The sequence below is a fragment of the Duganella levis genome (assembly GCF_009857605.1).
Lineage (GTDB): Bacteria > Pseudomonadota > Gammaproteobacteria > Burkholderiales > Burkholderiaceae_D > Rugamonas > Rugamonas levis.
Window position 1 is genome coordinate 256,531 of record NZ_WWCT01000001.1, and the last position, 18,605, is coordinate 275,135.

The 18,605-nt window shown below is 62.3% G+C and carries 14 protein-coding genes; 7 read left to right on the forward strand and 7 right to left on the reverse strand.

All coding sequences use genetic code 11. The annotated features are described in order from the left end of the window. Positions 1 to 25 precede the first annotated feature (25 nt). On the forward strand, positions 26 to 2,617 hold the full coding sequence (locus tag GTP69_RS01170; protein WP_161053157.1) for a TonB-dependent receptor: 2,592 nt from the start codon (positions 26 to 28) through the stop codon (positions 2,615 to 2,617). A gap of 12 nt (positions 2,618 to 2,629) precedes the next feature. Further along, positions 2,630 to 6,205: an exo-rhamnogalacturonan lyase family protein gene (locus GTP69_RS31010; RefSeq protein ID WP_202424254.1), complete on the forward strand. Its 3,576-nt coding sequence runs from the start codon at positions 2,630 to 2,632 to the stop codon at positions 6,203 to 6,205. Here GTP69_RS31010 and GTP69_RS01180 read toward each other — a convergent pair whose 3' ends face one another. Continuing rightward, positions 6,206 to 6,712 (reverse strand): TspO/MBR family protein, encoded by a 507-nt coding sequence (locus GTP69_RS01180; protein WP_161053158.1) that lies wholly within the window; start codon positions 6,710 to 6,712, stop codon positions 6,206 to 6,208. 175 nt (positions 6,713 to 6,887) lie between these two features. Here GTP69_RS01180 and GTP69_RS01185 point away from each other — a divergent pair, with 175 nt between their 5' ends. Then, a complete protein-coding gene (locus GTP69_RS01185; RefSeq protein ID WP_161053159.1) occupies positions 6,888 to 7,583 on the forward strand; it encodes an SDR family oxidoreductase in 696 nt (231 codons plus the stop codon). 5 nt (positions 7,584 to 7,588) lie between these two features. After that, on the forward strand, positions 7,589 to 8,590 hold the full coding sequence (locus tag GTP69_RS01190; RefSeq protein ID WP_161053466.1) for a polysaccharide deacetylase family protein: 1,002 nt from the start codon (positions 7,589 to 7,591) through the stop codon (positions 8,588 to 8,590). A 2-nt stretch (positions 8,591 to 8,592) separates the two neighbouring features. Here GTP69_RS01190 and GTP69_RS01195 read toward each other — a convergent pair whose 3' ends face one another. Continuing rightward, positions 8,593 to 9,927 carry an amino acid permease gene (locus tag GTP69_RS01195; protein WP_161053160.1) on the reverse strand — a complete coding sequence of 445 codons (1,335 nt, stop codon included), beginning with the start codon at positions 9,925 to 9,927 and terminating at the stop codon, positions 8,593 to 8,595. A gap of 118 nt (positions 9,928 to 10,045) precedes the next feature. Here GTP69_RS01195 and GTP69_RS01200 point away from each other — a divergent pair, with 118 nt between their 5' ends. The 3 genes from GTP69_RS01200 (at position 10,046) to GTP69_RS01210 (ending at position 14,690) form a co-directional block, all read left to right on the forward strand. Further along, on the forward strand, positions 10,046 to 11,266 hold the full coding sequence (locus GTP69_RS01200) for a cyanophycinase (RefSeq protein ID WP_229260748.1): 1,221 nt from the start codon (positions 10,046 to 10,048) through the stop codon (positions 11,264 to 11,266). Positions 11,267 to 11,397: 131 nt separating this feature from the next. Beyond that, complete coding sequence (locus GTP69_RS01205; protein WP_371867758.1) at positions 11,398 to 12,267, forward strand: MurR/RpiR family transcriptional regulator; 870 nt, start codon at positions 11,398 to 11,400, stop codon at positions 12,265 to 12,267. A gap of 95 nt (positions 12,268 to 12,362) precedes the next feature. Further along, complete coding sequence (locus tag GTP69_RS01210; RefSeq protein ID WP_161053162.1) at positions 12,363 to 14,690, forward strand: GH92 family glycosyl hydrolase; 2,328 nt, start codon at positions 12,363 to 12,365, stop codon at positions 14,688 to 14,690. A 24-nt stretch (positions 14,691 to 14,714) separates the two neighbouring features. Here the strand turns inward: GTP69_RS01210 and GTP69_RS01215 are convergent, their stop codons facing one another. From GTP69_RS01215 to GTP69_RS01235, 5 genes are all read right to left on the reverse strand, one after another. After that, positions 14,715 to 16,454, reverse strand: a complete 1,740-nt coding sequence (locus tag GTP69_RS01215) for a serine hydrolase (protein ID WP_161053163.1) — start codon at positions 16,452 to 16,454, stop codon at positions 14,715 to 14,717. Positions 16,455 to 16,613: 159 nt separating this feature from the next. After that, a complete protein-coding gene (locus tag GTP69_RS01220; RefSeq protein ID WP_161053164.1) occupies positions 16,614 to 17,207 on the reverse strand; it encodes a DUF4337 domain-containing protein in 594 nt (197 codons plus the stop codon). A gap of 42 nt (positions 17,208 to 17,249) precedes the next feature. Beyond that, complete coding sequence (locus GTP69_RS01225) at positions 17,250 to 17,843, reverse strand: hypothetical protein (RefSeq protein ID WP_161053165.1); 594 nt, start codon at positions 17,841 to 17,843, stop codon at positions 17,250 to 17,252. Positions 17,844 to 17,847: 4 nt separating this feature from the next. Beyond that, a complete protein-coding gene (locus GTP69_RS01230) occupies positions 17,848 to 18,210 on the reverse strand; it encodes a hypothetical protein (protein WP_161053166.1) in 363 nt (120 codons plus the stop codon). Positions 18,211 to 18,221: 11 nt separating this feature from the next. Then, positions 18,222 to 18,599 (reverse strand): glyoxalase superfamily protein, encoded by a 378-nt coding sequence (locus GTP69_RS01235; protein WP_161053167.1) that lies wholly within the window; start codon positions 18,597 to 18,599, stop codon positions 18,222 to 18,224. Positions 18,600 to 18,605: the final 6 nt, after the last annotated feature.

The window sequence follows — 18,605 nt, forward strand, 5'->3', positions numbered from 1 at the left end:
GCGCCATAACCTTGTGAGGCATGTTTTGCAAAAACCACAGCACATCCTGGCCATCCTGGCCGTGACCCAGTTACTCGCCCTGCCAGCCGCGCTGGCGCAGGATGCGACTCGCCACCAATATCAGCTGGCCGGCGCTTCGCTGGACAAGACGCTGTTGCGCATTGCTGCGGAAAGCGGCGTCGCGCTGGCCTATGATCCCAAGCTGGTGGACTCGGTGCGTTCCGCGCCGGTGAGCGGCAACTACAGCGCCACCGAGGCGATCGAACGCGCGCTGGAAGGCACAGGTTTTGAATTGGTCAGCGCCGGTGGTGGCCGCACGTTGACGATCCGCCGCGCGATTGCGGCGCCGGCTGCCGCTCGCGCGCCGTTGCAGGCGGTGATCACGCCGGTTGCGCTGCGGGCGCCCGTGGCGGCAGCTGCCGTGGTTTCTGCGCCGGTCGCCAGTAACGAGGTGCTGGCGCGCGTGACGGTGAAGGGCGCCAAGCGTCCCGGCAGTCAGGAGTCCGACGATGTGCAGCGTGCGCCGACGTCGGCCTACCGCATCAGCGGCGAGGATCTGGAAGAGCAGAATCTCACCACGCTGGAAGACTTGCAACAGTTGGTGCCTGGCCTGGTAATCCAGAGTACCGATCCGTCGGATACGCAGATATCGATTCGCGGCGTGGGTGATGGCGGCGGCCAGGCCAGTGGCGACTCCAACATCGGCATGCCTAGCAGCGTGGCGATTTATGTCGACAATGTGTACCTGCCTCGCGCCGGCATGTTGAGCAGCGGCCTGGGTGATATCGCCTACGCCGAGGTGCTGAGCGGCGCGCAGGGCACGATGTTCGGCGCCAATGCCACCGGCGGCGTGCTGAATCTGCAAACGGTCGCTCCTTCCTTTACGCCGGAAGCATCGGCCAGCGTGGCGTATGGTCAGCATGGTTACACGCGTGGACGCGCGATGGTCTCCGGCCCTTTGTCGGACAACTGGGCCGGCCGCCTGAATCTGGTGTACAGCAATAACGACGGCGCGGTGACCAATGTCCGCAACGGCAATCGCCTGAATGGCTCCACGAGCAGCGGCGCGCGCGGTCAATTGCTGTACAAGCGTGGCGATAACTTTGATCTGCGTCTGAGCGCCGACATCAACGTCACCAACAGCGAGCCGACGGCGGTGCTGTTGTCGACCAATGTGTTCAGCGGCGTGGATAGCTATCTCAAACACTCGACGGCGGTGGGCAACCATGTGGTGTTTGGGCCGAATGTGGATCTGGACGACGAGAACCGCGTGCATGTGAAGCAGGGTGGCGTGTCGGCGGAGGCCAACTGGCGCTTCGATAACGGCTTCAAGCTGCGCTCCGTCACCTCGTACCGCTACTTCCGTTCCGATCCGACCTATGCGGACGGCCTGAGTGTGGCGGTCTACAACAACACCGGCACGCGGGTGCTGGACCGCACGTGGTCGCAGGAGCTGCGTCTGGATTCGCCAGTGGGCGAGAAGTTTGATTACGCGGTGGGCCTGACCTATCTGGGCGAGAACCTGGATACCGCCGCGCACACGCGCTACACCAACAACAAGCTGGCCGGCATTTACACGGATGCGGCCAGCAACAACAATCTGGATATCATTCGCTTTGGCCTGCTGCACGATCATATGATTTCGCCATATGCGCAGGGCACGCTGCATATTGCGCCGGATTTGGATCTGGTGGCCGGCGTGCGCGCCAACTATGAAGAGAAGGGCGGCCAGTTTATCCGCTATAACAAGGCCGCCTTCAATTCGGGCTATATCAAGGAATACCATGTTCTGCCTTCGGGGACGCTGGTATTGAAGTATCAGCTAGCGCCGGCGTGGAGCAGCTATCTGGCTGGTTCGTATGGCGAAAAGTCGGGCGGCATCAATATCTCGGCCGGTGCGGCCAAAGCGGCTGGTTACGATACGCTGATCATCAAGCCGGAAAAGACCAAGAGCACGGAGCTGGGCATCAAGGGTTCGCTGTTGGATAACAAGGTTAGCCTGAAGGCGGATGTGTTCCTGACCGAGGTGACTGACTTCCAGACGCAAGGCTATAACCCTGACGATCAACAGACTTACTTGCTGAACGCGGGCACGTTCCGTTCGCGTGGCGCGGAAGCGACGATTGGCGTGGCGCTGGCCAAGGGCTGGCAGGCGAATCTGGCGGGCGTCTATAACGATGCTTACTACACCGATTATGCGCATGCGCGCTGCGGCTCGGAGATTACGTTGTCGCCGAAGCCGCCGGCCTTCTGCAATCTGACCGGGCAGCGCGTGTTCAATGCGCCGAAGGTGACGTGGAATGCGAATACGCGCTATGACTGGCGCACGGAGAATGGCCTGAAGAACTTCGTCACCGCCCGTTATTCGTATCGTGGCTGGATGTATGGCTCGGTGGACAATTCCTCGCTGACGCGCGTGCAGGGTTATGGTCTGGCGGCGTTTTCGGCCGGTACCAGCGGCAAACTGGATCGCGGCGAGTGGACGGCGTCGGTGTGGGTGAACAATGCGTTTGACAAGCAGTATTACCGTCGTGTTGTGGCGGGTGATTATGGTTCAGTGTGGGGCTGGCTGGGTGAGCAGCGCACTTTCGGCGCAACGCTGGCTTACAAGTATTAAGGAGTTGGCGGGATGAGTGCATCGCTTGAACGACGTCAGTTTTTCAAACTGGCGGCGCTGTTGACCGGCGGCGCGGCTGGCTTGGCTGAAGGTGGCCCAGCTGCTGCGCGGGATAAGGTGGTTGGGCCGACGGCGGGCGACCGAACGCCGGCTTGGCAGGAGGGCGAGACGCCGCTGCATTGGCTGGAAGGCGCGCCCGCCAGCTTCCAGGGTACGACGTGGGGCGTGCCGTGGCCACAAGGCCGCGTCCCCGCCGAAAGCACGTTCGAACTGCGGCCGGCCAGCAAGTCCGCTGACGCGCCGTTTGCCGCTGCCCGCACTGCCCACGCCGCGCACGCCGGCGACAAGCGCGCTGCAGGCCCGATGGGCGCAGCATTGCCCCGCGCGCGCGGAGCAGCAGTAGGCGCAGCGACCGCCAGTGCCGTCGTGGAGCGCGACGCCTTTGCGGTGCAATCGTGGCCGCTGGCTTATTGGCCGGATGGTACGCTCAAATGGTCTGCCCACGCGCTGCCGCCGGACGCCGATGGCGCAGCGCCGGCCGGCGGCTACACGCTGCATGCGTTGCTAGACGCGACCGGCCGCGCTATGCCAGCCGCCTCAGCCGGTCCGGCAGAGCGGGGCGTGGCGGCCGCTGGGCCGATCCCAGTTGCGCCGACCGCGCCGGCTGCATCGGCCGGACTTGCTGCCGCTGGTGCGTTGGCGGCGGAGCGGGGCGATGCGATCATCGTCAACACCGGCAAGCTGCAATGCACGCTGGCGAAATCTGGCTCTATTTTGCTAAACGCCGTTCAACGTGAAGGCAAGCCGCTGCTGCGCGAAGGTCGCCTGGTGCTGCTGGTAGATGGCGCGGACGACGACGAAACCAGCGCTGCCGGTCGCCGCGCTTACGACAGCGTAATCGACACCGTCACGCTGGAGCAGAACGGCCCACAGCGCGCCGTCATCCGCGTCAACGGTGCGCACCGCCATGCCGATGGGGCCAGACTGCTACCTTTCATCGTCCGCCTCTACTTCTACAAAAACTCGGACGCCATCCGCGTGCTGCACACGTTGGTGTACGACGCCGATCCGCACCACGCTTTCATCCGCGGCGTTGGCCTGCGCTTCAACGTGCCACTCACCGCGCCACTGTACGACCGCTACATCCGCTTTGTCGGCGCCAACGGTGGCGTGTTCGCCGAAGCCGTGCAAGGTCTCACAGGTCTGCGCCGCGATGCAGGCGCCGCCGCCGAAGCACAACTCCAAGGCCGCGCCGTTGCCGCCGGCACGCTGCCCGCCAACGTCAGCAAAAACCTGCGCTACGTACCAGCCTTCGGCCACTACACCCTGCTGCAATCGCACCCGGACGGTTACAGCATCAGCAAACGCACCAGCCCAGGCCACGGATGGATACACGCCGCCAGCGGCAGCCGCGCCGCCGGCACCGGCTATCTCGGCACGCCGGAAGGCGGCATTGCCTTCGGCATCCGCAATTTCTGGCAAAGCTATCCCGGCCAAATCGACATCCACGGAGCAGAAACCGACCAGGCCACCGTCACACTCTGGCTGTGGGCGCCGAAGGCCGAACCCATGGACCTGCGCTTTTACCACGACGGCATGGGCGAAACCGACTACGCCAAGCAGCGCGACGCACTTGACATCACCTACGAAGACTACGAACCAGAATTCGGCACGCCATACGGCGTCGCCCGCACAAGCGAACTGGAACTGCAACTGCTGCCAGCCACGCCGTCGCACGAAGAACTGGTGGCCATCAGCCGCCGCATCCAGTCGCCGCCGATGCTGACCGCGTCACCGGAACGGCTGCACAGCGCCGGCATCTTCAGTGAATACTGGCACCCGGCAGCCGCCAAGCCGACCAAACTCGATCAGCAACTGGCGTGGGCCTTCGACTTCTACCGCAATCAGGTGGAAGACCGCAAATGGTACGGCTACTGGGATTACGGCGATGTAATGCATACCTACGACACCCAGCGCCACGTATGGCGCTACGACGTTGGCGGCTTCGCCTGGGACAACTCGGAGCTGAGCACGGAAATCTGGCTGTGGCACTACTACCTGCACAGCGGCCGTGCTGACGCTTACCGCCTGGCCGAAGCCATGACGCGCCACACCGGCGAAGTCGATATCCACCACATCGGCCCATACAGCCCGCTCGGCACGCGGCACGGCGTACAACACTGGAGCGACAGCGCCAAGCAGTTGCGCGTGTCCACCGCCATCAACCGCCGCTTCTTCTACTATTTGAGCGCCGATGAACGCGTCGGCGACCTGCTGCGCGAACAGGTGAACGCGGTAGACCGCCTGCGTACCATCATCCCCGGCCGAAAAATCGGCCAGAAAGCGCCGGACAAAGAGCCTGACAACCACGCCAGCGTGGCCTTCGGCACTGACTGGGGCGCGGTGGCCGCCGCCTGGTTCACCGAATGGGAACGCACCGGCCAGCCGCAGTATCGCGCCAAACTGTTGAACAGCATGGCCAGCATCGCCGCGCAGCCACTCGGCTTCCTGGCCGGCGGCGGCATCATGGACCTGCACACCGGCGCTTACCTGTATGACGGCAACGCAAAAATCAACGTGTCGCACCTGAGCGCCGTCTTCGGCCTGCCCGAAATCGCCAGCGAATTGATACGCACCATGCCGCAACCGGCCTTCCGCGAGGCCTGGCTGCGCTACTGCCGCCTGTACAGCGCCAGCCCGGAACAGCAGAAGGCAGAACTGGGACAAGACCTGGGCAAATTGAATCTTGGCCAGGGCCACGCCCGTTTGCTGGCCTACGTCGCCGTGCAGCAGCAGGATAAGGAGATACTGGCCCGCGCCTGGGCGCAGTTCCAGGAAGGTCGGGCGGGTCTGCGCGACAAGGATCTGGTGTCGCGCCGCGTGAAGCCGCCGCTGGTGCTCAACGAGGTGGAAGAAGCGCCAACGCTGTCCACCAACGCGGTGGCGCAATGGGGACTGGGCGCCATCGGGATGCAGGCGCTGGATGCGCAGGCTGCCGACAACACGCTGGCGCGCGATGACTTTGCGCGCTTCGATCCGCAAACCTGGGCCGTCGAGGCGGAGACGGGTAATAGCGTCGCAGCAGCCTACGTCGAACGTGGTGTGCTGGTGCTGAAGGCAGATCGCGGGCTGACGGTCTGGCTGCGCCAGCAACTGCTGGGCCATTACGAAATCAGCTTCACGCGCACGGTGCTGGCGGATGGGCGGCTGTCGGACCTGAACTTCTTCTGGGAGGCCCAACTGCCTCATGGCTTCAAGCAGTCCGGAAAACTGGAAGAATATGACGCGCTAAGGCTGTTCTACGCAGGCATAGGCGGCAATACCAACAGCACCACGCGCTTCCGCTATTACGACGGCAGCGGCGCGCGCAATCTGCTGCAGGAATACACGGCGCCGGAATATCTGCTGAAGGCCAATCATCCGTACCGAATCCGTATCGTGGTCGACGCGCGCGGTACGCGGCTGTACGTGGACGACTGTGAGTACTTCAGCGCACCTGGACCATTGCTGGGCGGCGGCTATTTCGGCTTCCGTACCACGCAGTCGATGCAGAAAGTGGAGCATTTCCGCGTGCGCCGCGTGGCGTAATCAGAGCACGGAAGGATTCCGCTGCCAGATGCTGTAGCAAAGGCAGGTGGCAAAACTCACCCAGCCGATATAGGGAACCAGCAGGAAGCCGGCTACGCGGTCGCGCCGCCAGAAGGCCACGATGGTGGCGGCAATCAGCACCCATAGCAGCAAAATCTCGGCAAACGCCCACGCGCCCATATGCCAGGCGAAGAATAGCCAGGTCCACAGTGCGTTGGCGGCCAACTGCACGACGTATAGCGTGAGCGCGGGGCGGGCGCTGGCGGTGGTTGCGGTGCGCTGCACACGCCAGGTGGCGATGGCCATCAGCAGGTACAACGCGCTCCAGGCAGGGCCGAACAGCCAGGCCGGCGGCGCCCAGGTAGGGCGATCGAGTTGCAGGTAGAAGTCGGCCGCTTGCGCGGACGCGTAGGCGCCGATGGCGGCGAAGATAAACGTCAGTATCAGCCACCCGGCCAGGGCGGGCAATTGCAAGGGGCGATGCGGGGCGGAAGTATGCGTGGACATGGGAATTCCCTCCGGACTAAGGTACCTCCATGGTGGCTGCCCAGGCAGATGTGGTCTGTGCGGCAGTCAACCGATCTTCAATCTGGGATTGAAGGTGATTCAAGCGCTGGGCCAATTATCGTTGCGCTGGTTACGGCGCATGATGGGTGCACTGTTCATTTACTGGGAGTGCATCATGAAGAATCAGCTGGTAGTGGTAGTTGGGGGCTTGTCAGGCATCGGACGGGCAGTGGCCGAGCAGGCTGCAGCCGACGGCGCGCGAGTGATTGCGGCAGGCCGACGCGCGACGCCGGCGGATTGGCCGTCGCAGATCGAGGCGGTGCAGCTGGATGTGACGGATGACGCGGCGGTGCAGCGCTTCTTCGCCGACGTTGGCGCATTCGATCATCTGGTGGTGACGGCCGGTCCGGTGATTCCTTCCAGCCGCCTGGTGGATCTGGTGCCGGAGCAGGCGATGGCGGCCTTCAATGTGAAAGTGTTTGGCCAACTGCGCGCGGTGAAGTATGCGGCGCGTTATCTGAAGACTGGCGGTTCGGTGACGCTGACTTCCGGTCTGCTGTCGCGCAAGGTGATGTCGGGCGGCGTGGTCAAATCGACCATGAATGCGGCGGTGGAGGTGATGGGCAAGACGCTGGCCAAGGAATTGGCGCCGTTGCGCGTGAATGTGGTTAGCCCTGGCATGGTGGAAACCGGCATGTGGGGTCCAATGAGCGACGCGGAACGTGTTGCGATGGCGCAGCGTGCCGGTGCTGGCATACCAGTGGGACGGGTTGGGCAGGGATCTGATCTGGCGCAGGCGTATTTGATGCTGATGCAGAATGGCTTCATGACTGGCGCGGTGGTGGATGTTGACGGCGGAGGCTTGCTGTGAGCGCCATGGTGGGGACTCGCCGTCGCTTTTTGGCGCAGGCAGCCAGTGGTGCTGCGGTGATGGCAGCTGGCGTGGCCGGTGCGGCGGAGATGGTCGATGCGACTGGTGGGGCGGCGGCGCAGGGCGGCGCAAGTGGCGCCAGCGGCAGCAGCGGCGCCTTCTGGCCCAACGACGCGCGCCTCGTGATCTCGATCTCGATGCAGTTTGAAGCCGGTGGCCAGCCACCCAAAGGCGCCGACTCACCTTTTCCGAAAGTCGATTTCCCTGCCAGCGTGAAGTCCGATGCCGTCGCCAACACCTGGTTCGCCTACGGCTACCGCGAAGGCATCCCGCGCATGCTGGATTTGTGGGACAAGCACGGCGTCAAAGTCACCTCGCACATGATCGGCGAAGCGGTGCAGCGCCATCCCGAGCTGGCGCGCGAGATCGTCAAGCGCGGCCACGAAGCATCCGGCCACGGCCCACGCTGGAGTTCGCAGTACGCCATGACCCGCAACGACGAACGCGCCTTCCTTATCGCCGGCCGCGACATGGTGCAGCAGGTGACTGGCGAACGCACCGCCGGCTATAACTGCAACTGGCTGCGACGGGGTCCGAATACGCTGTCGCTGCTGCAGGAACTGGGCTTTACGTACCACATCGATGACGTCAGCCGCGACGAGCCGTTTATCGAACAGGTGGATGGAAAGGACTTCGTGGTCGTGCCTTACACGCTGCGCAACAACGACATCCTGCTGATCGAAGGCCGCAATTACTCGCCGCAGCAGTTCCTCGATCAGATCAAGGGCGAATTCGACCAGCTGTACGAAGAGGCCGGCACGCGCCGCCGCATGATGTCGATCAGTGCGCATGACCGTATCAGCGGCACGCCGCAGATGGTGCGCGTGTGGGACGAGTTCCTCACCTACGCCCGCAGCAAGGCCGGCGTGGCCTTCATGCGCAAGGACGATATCGCCCGTTACGCGCTGGCCAGCCCGCAGACCTTGCGCGAACGGGAAACCATCTGACCTCAGGCCGGGCGGCGGCGCAGCTTGTAACCGACAGCCAGCGCCGCCAGCCAGACTGGAATCAGATACACCGACAGCCGCAGATCCGGCGTCAGGTACATCACCACCAGGATCGCTGCCAGAAAGGCCAGGCACAGGTAGTTAGTGGTTGGGTAGCCCAGGCTACGGAAATGCGTGACCTGGCCAGCCGCCTTCTTCTGCGCGCGGAAGCGCAAATGGATCCAGCTGATCAAGCCCCAGTTGATAATCAGCGCCGACACTACCAGTCCCATTAAAAAGCCGAAGGCCTGCGCCGGCATGAAGTAGTTGACCGCCACGCAGATGCCGGTGGCCAGCGCCGATACGCCGAGCGCCGTCAGCGGCACGCCGCGCGCGTTGACCTTCAACAGCGCCTGCGGCGCATTGCCTTGCTTGGCCAGGCCGTACAGCATGCGGGTGTTGGCGTACACGCCGCTGTTATACACCGACAGCGCGGCCGTCAGCACCACCAGATTCAGCACATTGGCCACCACATCGCTGTTCAGCGCATGGAAGATCAGCACAAACGGGCTGCCGCTGGTGACCACTTTCTGCCACGGATACAGCGACAGCAGGATGCCCAGCGCGCCGATGTAGAAGATCAGGATGCGGTAGATGGCCTGGTTGGTCGCCTTGGGAATGGTCTGCGATGGATTGTCCGCTTCGGCGGCAGTGATGCCGATCAGTTCCAGTCCGCCGAACGAGAACATAATGACCGCCATGGCCATCACCAGTCCACTGACGCCATGCGGGAAGAAGCCGCCGTGCTGCCACAGGTTGGCCACGGTGGCTTGCGGACCGGCGTCGCCGGAGATCAGCAGCCAGGCGCCGAACAGGATCATGCCGACGATGGCCAGTACCTTGATGATGGCGAACCAGAATTCCATTTCGCCGAAGGCCTTCACGTTGAACAGGCTGATGGCGTTGATGATGGCGAAGAAGGCCAGCGCCGACACCCAAGTCGGCACCGCCGGCCACCAGTATTGAATATAAATGCCGACCGCCGACAGTTCGGCCATGCTGACCAGTACATACAACACCCAGTAATTCCAGCCCGCCATGAAGCCGGCCCAGTGGCCGCAGTATTTGTCGGCGAAGTAGCTGAAGGAGCCGGCCACCGGCTCGTCGACCACCATCTCGCCCAGCTGGCGCATGATGAAGAAGGCGATGACGCCCGCCACGCCATAACCCAGCAGCACCGAAGGACCGGCCATCTGGATTGTCTGCGCGATACCGAGAAACAGGCCGGTGCCAATGGCGCCGCCTAGCGCGATCAACTGAATGTGCCGGCTTTTCAGGCCGCGCTTGAGTTCACTCATCAAATCTCCTGTGCACACTGACGTAAAAGTTGATTCTCGCACAACTGCGGGTCCGGTAGCCAGATGCTGCGGCGCTCTGTCATATAATTGTAGGGATCACCCAGACGAGGAATATCGTATGACGAGTTTAGTTAAAGCGGTGCGCATGCTGTGCGTGTCGTTGGTCGCACTGGCCATGCAGGTCTCAACCGCTGCCGAAAGCGCGCCGAAAGGCCATTTGCTGATCGCCGGCGGCGCCGTGCGGGCCGATAACGGCGAGGTGTGGACGCGGCTGGTGGAGCTGGCCGGCGGCAAGGGCGCGCGCATCGCGGTGATGCCCAGCGCGGCCGGTAATCCGCTGCGTTCGGGTACCAATCTGGTGGCGACACTGAATAAATATGGCGCCTCGGCTTTCGCTGTGCCGGTGGGGGTGCGCTTCAAGGAGCGCGACTACAAGCGCGACGCGGAAGATGAAACGCTGGCCAGCCAGATCCGCGCAGCGGGCGGCGTCTACTTCGCCGGTGGCGATCAGGGCTTGATCACCAAGGCGCTGGTGCGGGCCGACGGCACGCGCACCGCCGTGTTGCAGGCGATCTGGGATGTCTACCAAAAGGGAGGGGTGGTCGCAGGCAGCAGCGCCGGCGCCGCCATCATGAGCAGCACCATGTATTACGAGGCGAAGACGGTGCTGGGCACCCTGAGCGTGGGCGTCAACGACGGCCTGGAACTGGCGCCGGGCCTGGGCTTCGTCGGCAAGGACTTGTTCGTCGACCAGCACTTGCTGGCGCGCGGCCGCTTTGCGCGCATGCTGCCGGCCATGCTGAAGAAAGGCTACAAGCAGGGACTGGGCATTGATGAAAACACCGCCATCATCCTCGACGGCCAGCACAATGTAGAGGTTATCGGCTATCAGGGCGCGCTGTTGCTGGACCTGGCGCAGGCCGAGACCAATGGCAGCGAGAAGGACTTCAATCTGTCCAACGCCCGCATCAGCTACCTGGATCGTGGCGACCGCTATAACCTGCAAACCCGCGTGTACACACCATCCATCGACAAAAAGGATGGCAAGCTCGATCCGGCCAATCCTTATCTGGACGAACAGGTCTACTCGGCCGACATCCTGGGCCACAACACGGTGCTGGTGATGATGGAAAAGCTGATCAACAACTCGCGCAGCGAGGCGATTGGCATTGCGGCGGCGGCGCCGGGCGATCCGCGTCCCGACCTGGGCTTTGAGTTCAAGCTGACGCGCGACGCCAGCAGTGTTGGTTACGAGTCGGCCACTGCAGACGCTTACACCATCCTGAACCTGCGCATGGACGTGCGGCCGCTGAAGATTACGCAGCCCTGGTACCACTAAAGCGCATTACAGATTGGTTAGTCGGGCGCTGACGCGCAAATCTCAGTTCACAGTTGCCTGAAATTTAAGTATGCTGGCGGTTTTTGAGAATTGAGTATGGCATGACATCAGGGAAATCGGTTTCGGCGGACGTGGCTTTCGTACAATCGCCGCTGGGCCAAGTGCTGTCCGCCGTCCTGACCGAGGGCTCCGCCTCGCACCGCAGCATCGCGGACTACCTGATGCGCAACCCGATGCGCGGCACCGCGCTCAAGATCGAGGAAATGGCGGAAGGCTGCAAAGTCTCCACCGCCACCATCAGCCGCTTCGCGCGCGATATTGGCTTTGGCAGTTACGGCGCGATGCGCAGCGCGCTGGCCGAGACGCTGCACTCAGCCTTGCAGCCGGTGGAAAAGCTGCGCAGCTCCATCGTGCGCCGCCAGGAGGCAGTGTCGCCGGCCGAAGCCAGCATGGAGTATGCGCGCGCCAACCTGGCCACCACCCAAGGCGCGCTGTCGCCGCAGGCGTTGGAGGATGTGGCGCGCAAGATCGACGGCGCCCGCACCATCTACGTGCTGGGGCTGGGCATGTCGTCCAGCTTCGCTTCGCTGCTGGCGCTGCATCTGCAACCGTATTGCAAGCACGTGGTGGAAATGGCCGGCCCAGGCGGCAACGAGGCGGCGGCCGGGCGCCTGCTCCACATCGAGCGTGGCGATATGCTGCTGGCCTTGTCCTTTCCGCGCTACTCGTCGGACACCATGCGGCTGGCGCACTTCGCCCGCAACCGCAATGCCTGCGTGGTGACGATTACCGATGTGCCCTCGGCGCCGATGGTGCCGCTATCCGACCATGTGCTGTACGCCAGCAGCGCGCATGGCGTGCTGACCGGCAGCTATGTGGCAGCGGTGGCGGTGATCGAGGCGCTGGTGGCGACGCTGATGGTGTCCAACAAATCCAACGTCAGGAAGGCTGCGCGGCTCAGTGAAGTGATGTCCGAATACGTGATCGACCCCGCTGTTTAGCGGATTTACTAAACATTGGCCCTTATGCGTTCTATCGATTGACCGGGGCCGGAGCAGACGCTATAAAGTCGGATCGTCTTGATAGCGGATGCTGAATGAACGTGATTAAATCCCTCTTTCCGGCCGGCGCAGTGGCGCTGGCCCTGGCCATTCCGGCGTTTTCCTTCGCCCAGACCACGCCCGCAGCAGCGGTCGATGTGTTCATCGGCACCGGCGGCGATGGCCATACCTTCCCCGGCGCCACGCGGCCTTTCGGCATGGTGCAGCTGAGTCCCGACACGCAGGTGCGGCCGTTCCGCCAGAGTTACCCGTGGGCGTCCGGCTACCGCTATGACGACGACAGCATTCTCGGCTTCTCGCACACGCACTTTTCCGGCAGCGGCCATTCCGACCTGGGTGACGTGCTGCTGATGCCTTACAGCGGCGAGACCAAATGGGAGCCGGGTTATCCCGAGCGGCCATTCAGTGGCTACCGTTCCCGCTTCAGCCACAAGGAAGAACACGCGTCGCCCGGTTATTACGCGGTGCGCCTGTCCGATAACGAAGTGGACGTGGAGCTGACCGCCAGCGACCGCGTCGGCCTGCATCGCTACCGCTACGCCAAGGGCGCCGAGGCCAAGGTGATACTGGATCTGCGCAGCAGTATCTACGACTACGCCGCCAAGAACCTGTGGTCACGCCTGCGCGTGCGCGACAACACGCTGATCACCGGCATGCGCGAAACGCGCGGCTGGGCGGCCGGCCGGCAGCTGTATTTCGCCATCCAGTTCTCGCATCCGCTGTCGTCACGCTCCCTGCGCAATATGGAGCGCGATGTGGAATACCGCGGCTTTGCAGGTCCGGGCAGCGGTCCGGGCGACAAGGCCGTAGTAGAGGGCAAAGCATTGGTGGGCGCGCTGGACTTCGGCGTGCCCGCAGACGGCCAGCTGGAAGTGAAGGTGGCGATATCCGGCGTCAGCGAGGAGGGCGCGATCGCCAATCTGGCCGAGATGCCAGGCTGGGACTTCGATGCGGAACGCGTCAAGGCATCGGCCGCGTGGAACGAGGCGCTGGGCGCCGTCACCATCGAGGCGGAGCCGGAGATGCGCAAGATGGTGTACACGGCGCTCTATCACAGCATGCTGGCGCCTAGCCTGTACATGGACCGCGACGGCCATTATCGTGGCCCGGACAACGAGGTGCATCAGGCCAAGGGCTTCCGCTATCACTCGACGTTCTCGCTGTGGGACACCTATCGGGCGCTGCATCCCTTGCTGACGCTGATCCAGCCGGAGCAGCGCAATGTGGACTTTGTGCGTTCGCTGATCGAGTCGCAGAAGGCCAGTCCATACGGCATCCTGCCGGTGTGGCAGTTCCATGGGCTGGAGACGTGGTGCATGATCGGCTACCACGCAGTACCGGTAATCGCTGACGCCTACATGAAAGGCCTGAAAGGCTTTGACGCCGAAGAAGCGTTGAAGGCCATGACCAGCAGCGCGGAATACGGTCCTTACGGCGGCCTGCAACACTATATGAAACTGGGTTATGTGCCGATTGACCTGGAACCGGAAGCGGCATCCAAGACGGTGGAATATGCCTTTGATGACTGGACCATCGCCCGCATGGCCGAGAAGATGGGCAAGAAGGACATCGCCGCCCGCTACTATCAGCGCGCGCAGAACTACCGTAATTCCTTCGATGTGAAGACTGGCTTCCTGCGTGCCCGCAAATCGGATGGCAGCTTCCGCGAGCCATTCAATCCGGTGCAGTCCAACTTCGGCAGCGACTACACCGAGGGCAGCGCGTGGCAGTATTCGTGGTATATGCCGCACGATAACGCGGGCCTGATCAAGATGCTGGGCGGCGACAAGGCGCTGCAGGACAAGATCGACATGGTGTTCGACGCCAAGGTGGACGACAACGTTTACGCGCACATGGAAGACATCTCCGGCTTGATCGGCCACTACGCGCATGGCAACGAGCCGTCGCACCATGTGGCTTACCTGTACAACTATGCCGGCGCACCGTGGAAGACGCAGCAACGCCTGACGCAGGTGGTGGCGTCGCAGTACAACACCACGCCGGCCGGCTTGTCTGGGAATGACGATCTGGGGCAGATGTCGGCCTGGCTGGCCTTCACGGCGCTGGGTTTCTATCCGGTGGCGCCGGGCAGCAATGAGTATGTGATCGGCCGTCCGTTCCTCGACAAGGTGGTGATGAATCTGCCGAACGGCAAACGCTTCACCATCCGCGCACCGGGCCTGAGCAAGGAAAATATCTACGTGGCCGGCGTGACGCTGAACGGCAAGCCGCTGGCGCAGACCTTCCTGCGCCATGAACAGATCACGGCCGGTGGTGAGCTGGTGTTCACCATGTCCAGCACCCCGAACAAGGCGTGGGGTACCGCAAAAGGCGACCGGCCGTACACCCAGACTGCGTACTAATCCGCGCTAGGTGTGCTTGACGTGTTAGTCGTCGATCAGATCGTAGTCGGTGAGCAAACCATCGGTGGTCAAGTACACCAGCAGCTTGCGGGCCGGCTTGATGCCGCCGGCCTGAAACGCAAGTACGGTGTCCACCTGGCTGCCGTGGCGCTCGATCTTGCGACCAGCAACCGCTTGCTTGTGCAAAAAAGTCAGCGAGTTTATGTGGGCTAGTTCGCTGATTGACTGCGAGCCCAAGTCGCTTCTCAGGCCGGCGGTGGCGAATGCCGAATTGGCGAATGCACTGCCGCCTTTCGCCGCATCGGCAAGCCAGGCTTGCACATTTTTCGTATGCGCGGGATTGGGGTCTTTACGTGCTTTCAGGTTGTGCATCAGCGGCCCAATGCGCGGCGCTGTATTGCTTTCCCCTTTGGTCGTCATCACTACTTCGGTCACTTCGCCTTTTGCGTCAACCACGAAGGCTAGCGAAAAATTGCGGGATGTCGAGTAGAAGTGGCTGGCGTCGGCAGGTACGAATACTTCGTCTGGCAAACCGTCGAAAATAGTCACCAGCTTGCCATCCCTTACGTCGAAAGTTCCCATCCGGTTGTTGGAGAATTCGTAGCGACCAGAATAGAGCGCCAGCGACCTGGCATCGATTTTTACCCCGGGGTGCTGGACTGCCTTGTCGTCGTCCGCTTCCGGCCAGTGGTAGGCGCGGCCAATGGCGGCGGTAAGGCGCTCCATCATTCTGGAATTGTCGTTCGCATTAATCATGATCACGGCGCCTTGTCCCGTGCGGGAAAATGCCGTCAGCAAGGTGTCGAAGCCTTCGTCGCGGCCGCCGTGCGAGAAGCGCTGCGCGCGGCCACTGCCATTGAGGAAGAGTCCCAGACCGACGTTTTCTTTTTGTGGAGTCAACATTTGTTCGGTCAGCGCAGCCGGGATGACCGGGTTGGACGTGCCGGCAAGAGACTGCTGGACGCCGATGGCAAAGCGTGCCAGATCCGATGCATTGGTCCATAAGCCGGCTGCCGCCATCTCCGGATACAAGTGCCAGCGTCCCTTGACCATGCCACGGTCAGCAAGGTGACCGCTGGCGTTCAACTGCGCCGCCTCTGGCAGCGGTGGTTGCAAGTACGAGCTATCGTTCATTTGCAACGGCTTGAGAACCGCGTCACGCATGTAGTCGGGGAAGGTTTGACCGCTGACATCGACCACCATTTGCTGCATGACGGTGTAGCCGCCACCAGAGTATCGAACCTTGCTGCCGGGGACCAGGTCGACGCGAATGGGTGCGGTGTTCGCCGGCGGTTCGCCATTCAGTACCTGAACAACGCTGGGCATGCGTGCATCGGTAGCATAACCGGGGAAGCCATGCACGGTCAGGCCGGCGTTATGGCTCAGCAACCGACGCAATGTCACCTTGTTTTCGGCCGATAGATCGTTGTCCGGTACCTTCCAGCTAAGCAGTTTGGCGTTGACGTCTTCATCAAGGGCGAGCTTACTTTGTGCTACCAGGTGAAGGGCGCCAAACGCAGCCACCGGTTTGCTGACCGAACCTGCTTGAAACAGTGTGCGGGTCGTTACCGGCGTCTTGCCGCCTTTTTCTGTGAAGCCGTAACCCTGTGCCTTGACGATCTTCCCGTTCTCAATAATGGCAAGTGATAATCCAGGAATCTGGCGCATCGCCATTTCGGCTTTGACGATGTCGTCTATTTGATCAGCATGGGCACAACTTACAAATAACAAGGCAGCGGATAGTGCTATGGGATGAACGTTCATGGACGATTCTTTCAACGGTGATTGATGGACCGGGAATTTGAAAGTTGACGATACGTCATCGCCCACGCCTGGTTGGCAGGATTGCGACAGACAGTCGGATGTCAGGTATGGACCGTCCTATTTCTGGATGGGTTGGATACCGTATTTAGCTTCACGTAGTCAGGACAGGAGGGCGATCAGCGAGTTTGGATGGATCGCCCAGCCGGCCAGTCCCGCCAGCCCCATAAGGACGCCAAGCGCGGTCGGCACCAGCGCCACCGCGTACAGGGCCCACAGCTGCGTCAGCGCGGTGATGGCGAACAGCGAGATAGCGATGGCCAGCAGCGCGTCCGAGAGGTCGAACTGGTCGTCCTTGAAGTTGGCGGCATCGTAGACTTTCTGGTCGTTCTCGGCGTCTGCCTTGGCTTCGGCTTTTTTGTGCGCCTGTTCCTGCGCCAGCGTTTCGTACTGTTTGATGGCTTCCTGGTATGCCGGCTGTTCGGCGGCAGGACGGCCGGCTGCCGCCAGCTTCAATTGCAGCACGGTGGACTTGGCGACTTCCTCGCGTACGTTGCGGGCCTGGTAGAAGGCCCAGTGGTCAACCCGGTTGGCCTGCGCCTGCTGCATGCTCTGATTGATGTTGTCGTCCTTGACCTTGCAGATGCCGATGAAGGTGGCCAGCAGCGCGACCGTGATGGCCACGGTGGCATTCAGCTTGCGATTGTTGGATTGTGCGGTGTCGTTCTGCGTATCGACGATGTCGAGTGGTTCCATGATGCTTGGGGAGAGTGGAAAGCCGTCAGCATAACCTACTCTCTATTGCAGCTTGGCTTTTTCAGCGAGGACTTTTTCGTGAAACTTGACCATGTCGGCCTCCTTCTGGCGGGCCTCTTCGAGCGTTGGCACGTCCAGTTCACGCCGCAGAATGTCGGACACGGAGGGATCAACCGGCACTAGCCTTGGCGGGCGGTTGAAGTGGGACTGCGACTGGGTACCGAAACGCTGCGGGCGGCCGATCCGCACCAGGAAGCGGTCCATGCTGGCCGCCGCAAGCCATTTGGCCTTGGGTTCCCCCTTGCTGATGGCGATCACGCACAGGTCGTGCGCCAGCAACGCGTCGTCCGGCTCCAGCGCGTGTTGCAGCACCATGGCCGCGTGGTAGTAGGCTTCGCCGCTGCCCAGCGGACCGGCCGCCAGCAGTTCCTTGACGCGCAATTCGCGCTGTTCGTCGCGCAGCGATATGGCGTTCCAGTCGCGCTGTGCGTTGGGCGGGCCATCGCGGTCGGCCTGGTCCTCGGTATAGAGCTTGACCAGCTCCTGGCTGACCGTCAGCGGAATGGTATCGGCAGCTGAGGCAAAGGCAGGGGCAGCGCCGAGAACGAGGGACAGCACAAGGTGACGTATGGTCATGGCATCAGGGCTTGTTCACGCGCTTTGCGGTAATGGTGATGTGATGGTCGGTGCCAGCTTTGCCGTTGACGACAGTCGGCTGGTTCCATTGCAGCAGGTGCTGCGAGTCGCCGGTTTTCTGCAGCAGCTTGATTTCCAGGCCTTCGTTGCAGGACGACACAGCGACCACCGAGAACGCGAAGTTGGGCGAGCTGAATTCCTGCGGAGTCGAGGCGCCGACGAATTTGTCGCTGGATCGCATGGTGGTGACGCCATGCTGCGCCGTCAACGCGATGGTTGCTGGCGCCTGCGGCAGCGGTTTGCAGTCGGTGGCGGCGAAGGCCTGGCAGGACAGCATGCCCGCGGCGATCAGAATAAGTTGGCGCATGGCCTATCCTTTCAGGCGGAGATTTCCGGCGAACGGTTGAAGAAGGTCAGGCGGTTGCTGGATGGGTCTTTGACAGACATTTCGCGGCCGCCCCACGGCATTTCTTCTACGCCGGGGCGGGCGTTCTTGTACTGCTTGGCGATCAATTCAACCTGGTAAGCATCGACATCGCTGGTGGCGATGCGGATGGCGGCGCCGGGAGAGCAGTCGCCGAAATGCTCGGTCAGGTGCAGCACGCAGCCGTCCTTGGAGACCTGCATGTACAGCGGTAGTCCGTCCTCAAAGCGATGCTCCCAGTCGACCTTGAAGCCGAGGAAGCCGACGTAAAACTCACGCGTTTTGGCTTCGTCGAAAAAGCGGAAGATCGGGGTAACGGTGCCCAGGCTCATGGCGTC